4 protein-coding genes are annotated in these 8436 nt (G+C 52.9%); all 4 read right to left on the reverse strand.

The window, feature by feature from the left end; all coding sequences use genetic code 11:
* Positions 1 to 6: 6 nt before the first annotated feature.
* The 4 genes from VH413_16680 to VH413_16695 all read right to left on the reverse strand — a co-directional run bounded on the left by VH413_16680 (position 7) and on the right by VH413_16695 (position 8266).
* Positions 7 to 4617: an immunoglobulin domain-containing protein gene (locus tag VH413_16680; protein HEX3800332.1), complete on the reverse strand. Its 4611-nt coding sequence runs from the start codon at positions 4615 to 4617 to the stop codon at positions 7 to 9.
* 385 nt (positions 4618 to 5002) lie between these two features.
* Complete coding sequence (locus tag VH413_16685; protein HEX3800333.1) at positions 5003 to 5413, reverse strand: hypothetical protein; 411 nt, start codon at positions 5411 to 5413, stop codon at positions 5003 to 5005.
* 64 nt (positions 5414 to 5477) lie between these two features.
* Positions 5478 to 6278 (reverse strand): prepilin-type N-terminal cleavage/methylation domain-containing protein, encoded by an 801-nt coding sequence (locus tag VH413_16690; protein HEX3800334.1) that lies wholly within the window; start codon positions 6276 to 6278, stop codon positions 5478 to 5480.
* 572 nt (positions 6279 to 6850) lie between these two features.
* Positions 6851 to 8266, reverse strand: a complete 1416-nt coding sequence (locus VH413_16695) for a glycoside hydrolase family 125 protein (GenBank protein ID HEX3800335.1) — start codon at positions 8264 to 8266, stop codon at positions 6851 to 6853.
* Positions 8267 to 8436: the final 170 nt, after the last annotated feature.

Here is an 8436-nt window from a genome sequence, read left to right on the forward strand (position 1 = left end):
TAATCCTTACGGTCTGACGCGATAGTAGTGCTGAGGATCGTTGGGCACGACCATCAACGGAGACATGGCACCGGGAACGTCCGTCCACACGGTACCTGACCCGATGAAATTGGTGGTTTCCTGCAACGTGCCTTGCGACCAATTCAACGTCAGGCTTCCCGCAGAAGTCGTGAATCCAATCGGCATCGGCGTGCCGCCGGATCCGCCTTGCGATCCCACCACCGTAATGCTGCCCGAACCCGCATTAACCGCCGAACCCAACTGCAACGGCCAGGCAGCGGGGAAGTTCGTGGGATAAGCGGTGTTCAGTTGGGCAAACGTGTAAGTTCCGGACGCCACGCTCACGCCATTAACTGTCAGCGTATTGAAGGTGTCATTTTGATGCAGGAATACCTGCCCGTTGACCACGAGGTCCGCGCTGGGACTATGAATATCATAAGTCGTCTCCAGCGCGGCGGTGTTGGCCAGGGTAATGGAGTTGGTGCCGAGCGAATTCGCCCCGCTGCCCAGCAACACACCTTGCAACACATTCCATTGACCCGAATAGGTGTTCGAGCTGCAGGTGACGTTAAGGTTTCCTTGGAACGTGGCGTCGAACGCCTGATACGTAATGGTTCCCGTTCCGGTCAGGAATGAATCAATTTGAATCGGGCGATCCACCCCTGCGGTCGAATCCGTATAAATTGCCGTGCTGGCCAGAATATCCATTTCACCACCGACAATGGCTGTGCCGTTATCCCCGTTATCAATCTGGCCGCCGTTCATGACCAGTTTCGGGAAGTTAATGTTGGCCACCGCCGGATGCTTGAAACGAAGTTCAGCCGTTGTTGCTCCCACTCCCGGTCCATTGACAAATACGCCATCACCGTCAATGGTCAGCAGACCACCGGGGAATGTGGATACCAGGTTTGTCGCGGGATTGCGCAGACGCGCTCCGGGCACAACTTCATACGTGCTGCCCGGGTTCGAGAACGCTGAGACCGAAGCCGGATTGCCGTCGCTCCAGTTCGTCGGAGTGTTCCAATCCGAACCTTGCGGCTGTTGAACCGGAGTGCCACCGAAGTCGAGCGTCAGGTTTGTCGCCGGGCCGGTCGGCAGAACGGTGACCACAACTATCGAACTCGTCACTGAACCAACTGAATTCGTCACAACTACATCGTAATTGCCGCCGTTGGTTGCCACCGTCGCGGCGACATTCAACCCCGGCGTCTGCGAACCGGAAATGTTGCTGTTGTCTGCCAGGAAATTTCCGTTCTGACGCCAGCGATAACCCAAAGGCAAATTGCCTTGGGCTGCCGCGCTGATTTGAAACGGCTGGCCGGGATAAACCTGGATGGATGCTGGCGTGGGTTGTTGCGATATTTGCGGAGCCGGCTGCACCAGCACCGTAATACTGCCGGAACCATTAGTGATGGTAGTCGCGCCATAATGCCCAATCCACGTCGCCGGGAAATTCGTCGGATACGTCGTGTTGAGTTGCGCAAACGAATAAGTGCCGACTGCCAGTGGAGCGCCATTTATAAAGAGGCTTTTGAAGGTGTCGTTTTGATGCAGATACATCTGGCCGCTGAGGAACAGGTTCCCGGTGCTATTGCTGACGTCATACAATGTTTCAAATGCTCCGTTGGTGCTGATATTAATATCGTTCGTTCCCAGCGAATTTGTGCCCGACCCCAGCAACATGCCGATCACGATATTCCATTTGCCCGAATAGGCATTGGTCGCGCAGGCGATGTCCAGGTCATTGGTATAATTCGATTGAAAGGCCGTCTGATTGTAGCCGTGGTATTCGATGCTGGTGCCGCCATTGCCGGTCAGGTAGGAATCAATCTCATAACCGCGATCGCTGGGATCGTCGTTATAGATCGGCGCGTTGGTGTTGGCGCTAATGTCTATCTCTCCCTGAACTTGCGCGGCCCCGGGATTTCCCGTGTCAAGCTGGCCGCCGTTCATGATCAATTTGGGAATGATCACCGTGCCGGGAATCGGCTGCTTGAAACGGAATTCCGCTTGTGCCGTGCCCGCGCCAGGATTGTTGATCCAAATACCATTGCCATCCACTTTCAGCGAAACACCCGGGAAAGTCGCCGTGCGCGGATTTGCCGGGCTGCGCAACCGTGAACCTGCTAAAAGCTCGTAAGTGCTCCCCGGCTCGCTGGCGGAAGACAGTGATGCCGGATTGCCATCGCTCCACTGGCCGGTAGTGTCCCAGTCCGCGCCCGAAGCTTCCTGCACGGTCATGGTGATATTGACCGCCGGACTGGTCGCCTGCACTCCCAAGTTCGCCGCACTGCTCGTCGCGGCGTTGACTGAATTCGAGACGATGACTTGGTAATTATTAGCGTCACCCATGCCGATGTTTTGGATTGTCAAAGTCGCCGTGCCCGCGCCGGAGAAGCGCCCACCATTGCTGATATTATTATAGATGCCATTACCAGCCGTATCGCTCTGCCATTGATAAGTCAACGGATCGGAACCACCCGCCGTCACCGAGAATATTGCAGTCTGTCCCACATACATATTCGTTGAGACCGGCTGCGTAGCGATGATCGGCGCATAGCTCGTCACGCCGGATCCAGCATAAAAAATTCCAGTCAACTGGCTCTTGGTAAGGGCGCCGTTGAAGACCGCCACATCATCCATCTTGCCACTGAAGGCCCGCGCTCCCGTTGAACTGTTGCTGTCATCACCGATCAGGAGCGGATTATTGAAATTCTGATTCACATGAGCGTAAGTGTGTGTCGCCGACACCAATCCATTGGCATTCATCATGTGAAGCGTCGCGTTCGTCGGCGTCACTACCAATGCCACGAACGACCATTGTCCAGAAGGAACTTCAATGCCCGAATTCCAACTGTAAGTCTCATACTCGTTGTCCCACGTATATCCCAGCGTTGCGCTGTTATTAGCATCCAGGTTGGCGGCATAATTCAACCCCGCCACCGTGTTTCCACCCCGGCATAAAACCAATCCCTCAATCGGGTCCTGCGGACCATTTGGATTCAACCACGCGGTGATGGTGAGAACATTTGTATTCAAATTCCAACCATTGGGAACACTCACATGCGAGTTCGCAGTTGCCAGATCAAACTGCGCCGCGAAATCATTCGTCGTAAAACCCGGAAATCCATCCGCCGCAGTCGCCCCGGTGATGCCGCCAAAACCATTTTGCGAATTCACGCCATAAACGCCGGATTTGCCGCCCACGATGTCAAAAGCCAGCGCGTTCCCGGTGCTGGGATCGTTGGTCTCATTGAATTCATAAAAATCAACTGGGCCGGCCGCGAGCACCGCCGATTCCACCGCCTCGCCACGTGGCATTACCACGGTGAGATTAGCCACACTGCTCGTGACCGAACCTCCCGCCGAGGTGATGATGAGTTGGTAATTGCCATTATCGGTCGTTGAGATATTGCTGACCGTCAGAGTATTCGTCGCGGAACCGGAGATGTTCCCGACGTCACTAAGCGCTCCACTATTCTTGAGCCATTGAAACGTAAATGGCGGATGCCCCGTGATCACCGCGGAAAAGGTTGCGGTATTGCCGGGTAAAAGCTCCTCGGAAACCGGCTGCGTGGCGATGGTGGGAGCCAATGCCGGAGGCGGCCCGTAAGGCTGCACCGTGATACTGCCCGAACCGCCGGTCTCAAAATTTCCCGGGAAGTTGGCGGCCAGCTCGCTGTAAAAATGGGTTCCCGCAGTCAGCGGAGTTGACTCGATATTGACCGCGCTGAAAATAACATTCTGGTGCAGCCGCATGATGCCGCCGTTGACCAGCGTCAGCACGCCCGCGCTGTTAAGATCGTAATTCGGTTCAAAACGCGTGGGGCCGTTCGGGGAAGCGGCGCTCGGCATATCAGTCAGGTAACCCGTATAGTTCGGATCCACCGTGATGCTATTGGTTCCAAGTGAATTAGAGCCTGACCCCTGCAACCAGCCGCACTGCAAAATCCATTGGCCGGAATAAGTGTTCGAATTCCCGGAAATCTGCTGCACGAAAGTGGTGCTGCAGTTGATGATCACCATATTTCCAGTGCCGGAAAGTACGCCGCTGATGTTAAAACTGCGATTGGGCGAAATGCCGCCGCCACCGCCGTTGGCGCCGTCGGAAATATACGACTGCGCCGCGACTTGAATCCTGCCCGCAAATGTTTCCGTGCCGTCGTCACCGCCGTTTATCATGCCGCCATTCAGAATAAGCCCAGGCACGCCGTTAGTCCCCACTCCTGGGAAATTCAATGTATTCGCCAGCGCCGAATTACCGCTGGCCGATTGCTTGGTGCGCAATTCTGTGTTCGTATTCAGCGTCAGCAAATCGCCCGGAAAAGTTGTCACCTGCCCGCTCACCGCTGGACAACGAATGCGGGTGTTGTTCAAACCATTGCCGATCGAGATGCCGTTCGAAACCGTAGTATAAGTATTGCCCGCCACCGGCGCCACAGCCGTGCCCGTACCGACGCCGCTGCCGTTATTCGTCTTCCAAATCGCCGCCGTCCAATTTGCGCCGCTCGCCTGGACGGAGGTGGTAAGCAGGTTGGTGCCAGCCTCACTGCGATGGTTAAAGCAAAAGAGTGCGGAGCCGAGTAGTAATGATAGAGTCAGGAAACGATGGCGCATAATCAATTGGTTGTTTATTTTAGCTGTTCTAGTGATTTCAATCTAACGTCCGGCGATTCCCTTATGATCCTCAAAAAACCATTCTTCCCCGCACACAACTGCAAAATAACGCCCCCGCCGCTTCACTCCAAGCCAACCCGGTCATTTTAAATCCAACGGTGGACCGCGAGCGTAATTGAAGAATTAGGTTTGTTTCAGTTTGTCTCTTTCCCGTTACAAAATAGCCCGTTAAAAGCCAAATGCAGCCTGGGAGAAGGATTGGTTAATTTTTGGTGATCCGTTACAGATTAAAAATTCGACTATGATATTGCAAGCTTTTTTTACAAAAATTTCACTTGATCGTAACACGAGATAGTCATTGTCTCTAAGATGACTCTATAAGTCATTACTTGGATAATCCCACTGCTTTTACTTCTTGTGTCGCTCCGTCAATTACCCACTTAGTGCCTTCCGGCGGCGGCGGCACACCATCAAGGCGTCTGCTTGCGAATTCAGCAAAAGTCTGCGGCAACCTGCCCGTCTGCTGAACAAATAGTCTAAGCTGGCGCGTCATGAATGCATTTACTTCACCGGCAGCATTTTCGCGCAAGTTATTCTCCGAACGCGCTAACACGCTGGCCGAAGGCATGGGTGGCGGTGGCAGACCCGCCTGTCCCGGTGAATCAGCTGACGGAGCGGCCGCTGCCACCGCATCCGCTGGCGGCGGAGTTTGTTCAACCGAAACAGGAGACTTGTGACAACCAATCGCCATCAGCGCGACCAAAGTACAACCGTGGCTAAAACTGAATTTTGACATGCTTGCTAGAATGCCTAACTAAGTTGCACTGCCATACCGTTCTACTTCGCGCTTTTAGGCGCAATTAATAGACCAAAGGCTGGACATTATTTGTAACAGTAGCAAAAGACGGAAGCACTGAAGTTACATGCCCATCCGCAAATCCCACATCTGCCTTTTTATTGTGCCGGCTGGTAAGCACATCCCCCGGCACCGAAAAACGGCCATCATCCACAATCGGCGCGGTCGGATCAGTACACTCAGGCCCGCTTAAAACCGATTGCTCCTCAGCAAACATGATTTTCCCTGCCGGATTGAGAATATCACCCGATCTAAAAGCGTGAAAAGTTCCATCATCATTCGAGGTCATCCCCTCACTAGCGTTATTAGCCCCAGGCGTAACGCTGGTAACTGTATAACTATAATAGTAAATCCCCTGCGTATCGCCATTGATCGCATTGGATCTGAGACGGTCAGCATCATTTTTATCCGCCGGGCAGCGAAACATATTCGTATTGAAGCCGCCTATGTTAACCATGATTGGGCTTTTCTGCGGTGGGTAGGCCGGCATGGTCACGCGCCAATAAATCCAGTCGTCTGGATGAAATCCAAAGGTATTTCGCGAGGCACAACCGGGGAAAATATTGGCATTGATATCCAGATACATCATCATGCCCAACTCAAGCTGCTTCTCGTTGTTGATGCAGGTGATCTGATACGCCTTCGCCTTCGCCTTGGCCAGCGCCGGCAATAACAATCCCGCCAATATGGCGATGATCGCGATGACCACCAGCAATTCGATTAAGGTAAAAGCGTTGGCTTTTTTTTGCGGATTTGCCGAAATAATGTGCTTCTTCGGTTTGGCCTCAAGCTCAAATATAAACATAGGGAAATGTTGTTGTTAGTTATAAGTATTTCCAGGCTAAAGGCAAGTCTTTTATTTAACATTTATAAAATATAACGGCACGTGAACTGTTTGAATCAATGCTGCAACCATCAAAACCGGAATATGTTAGATAGCCGGTCATCAATATTTGATTTCAGGTCATCAGGTTGGAACTATGCCTTTGCGCCCTGAATTCAATGGTTTCGAGCTAGCTTCATAGAGTTCGTAAAGTAGGTATACGTACTATATTTACATTCCTGGAATTAGATATAGTTCGTTAAAATTGAATACCCCATTCTAGCAACCTAGTCGCTGCGTCGGGTGGGCGGGGAAATTTATGATTATCACAGTGCGCGGAAATGAAGTCTGTTACTGGCGGCGAGCCCGCCTAAATCTCTCAAGCTAAAGCGGTTTATGGCAAACGAGGAGCAATGAAAATATTGCCATCAGCCTCACAAAAAATGAATTGGCCACCAGATTCGTCCGGCCTGGCCAAGACCGGGCATTGATAGAAATGAGATGCGAACAGGAGCAATGACTTAAATTTCCCGCGCGGCCTTGGCGGAAATGCCCTAATTCAAAAGAGTGGGGCGTTCGCGAAATGTCTTCAACACCAATTCGCCGAAAATCGTGTTTGCCCAGGCAAACCATGAACGCGTGAACTTGTTCGGATTGTCCTTGTTGAACGCTTCGTGCATGAAGCCAGTGCCGACGTGCGTGTGTTGCAGCGTATCCAGACATTGGCGGATTTCCTTGTCCTGCGTCGCGGTCAATCCCTGCACGATCACCCCGAGCGGCCAAATCATGTCCACCCCGACATGCGGGCCGCCGAGTCCGCTGGCCGCTTTGCCGATGCAATAGTAAGGATTTTTATCAGACAACAGCATTTCGCGCGTCCTTTGATAAATTTTATCGTCGGTCTTCACCGCGCCCAGATATGGCAGGGAAATCAGGCTCGGAATATTGCCATCGTCGGTGCAATAATAATTCCCAAAACCATCCACCTCGTAAGCAAACATGCGGCCCGCCTTGGGGTGATTGACGATAGCATATTCGTGCAAAGCCTTTTCCACTTCATCAGCCAATGCGCGGCATTCTCCAGCCAAAGCATCATCATGAGTGATGGCCCTCACCATCTCCGCCGCCTGCCGTAAGCTGACCACGGCAAAAAAATTCGACGGCACCAAAAATGGAAAAATTGTCGCGTCGTCGCTGGGGCGGAATATCGAGCAGATCAGGCCGACGGCTTTGGTGGGATTGCCATAACCACGTCCCGGCACGGTGTCGGTCTGCGTCTCCGTGCGCCGCATGAAATGATACGGTCCCCTGCCCGTTTTGCGTTGCTGCTCGCGGAAAGTTTGCAGCGTCAGCGCAATCGCTTTTTGCCATTGCATGTCGAACGGCGCCGTGTCGCCCGTCTCTTTCCAATATCTATATGCCAGCCGGATCGGATAGCACAGCGAATCAATCTCCCACTTGCGCTCATGCACGCCGGGCTTCATGTCAGTGGAATCGCTTTTCCATTCACTAACTTTGGAGGCGTCCTTGTAAAACGCATTCGCGTACGGATCAAGCAGGACGCAGCGGGTCTGTCGATTGATGACGCCCGCGATTAATTGCTGCAACTTCGAGTCGTCTTTCATCAGCGGCAGATAGGGCCACACCTGCGCCGAACTATCCCGCAGCCACATCGCATCAATGTCACCCGTGATGACATAAGTATCCGGGCGTCCGTCAACCATGCTGAAATCCACCGTCGTATCCAGTGTGTTTGGAAAACAGTTGCCGAACATCCACGCAAGTTCCTGGTTGCCGATGCCCGCTTGCACCTGCTCAATCGTCCGCTCCACGGCTGCGCTGGTGAATTTCCGTTTGCCCACCGGCGTGCGCACGACGGGAAATGAAGAATCAGCCGCCCATAGCTTCGACGAGATTGCCATAGCGGACATGAACAGGGCATTGGCGCGAATAAAATTTCGACGGTTCATAATTTGAATTTCTTAACGTGCGATGCACCAATCCAATCCACCCATGAGGTCAACTTTTGGTATGAGTGCGTCCGGCCTTGTAACCGTAAACGCCGTAAAACGTGATGTAGGCAAAGGCGATCATCGGCACCACAAACGAGATCTGGATCCCGTAATGGTCCGCAATCGCT

Source organism: Verrucomicrobiia bacterium (assembly GCA_036268055.1).
Lineage (GTDB): Bacteria > Verrucomicrobiota > Verrucomicrobiia > Limisphaerales > Pedosphaeraceae > DATAUW01.

Excerpts from the sequence above, each read along its gene's own strand:
- VH413_16680 (HEX3800332.1), bottom strand. The coding sequence starts at position 4,617 with ATGCGCCATCGTTTCCTGACTCTATCATTACTACTCGGCTCCGCACTC.
- VH413_16685 (HEX3800333.1), bottom strand. The coding sequence starts at position 5,413 with ATGTCAAAATTCAGTTTTAGCCACGGTTGTACTTTGGTCGCGCTGATG.
- VH413_16690 (HEX3800334.1), bottom strand. The coding sequence starts at position 6,278 with ATGTTTATATTTGAGCTTGAGGCCAAACCGAAGAAGCACATTATTTCG.
- VH413_16695 (HEX3800335.1), bottom strand. The coding sequence starts at position 8,266 with ATGAACCGTCGAAATTTTATTCGCGCCAATGCCCTGTTCATGTCCGCT.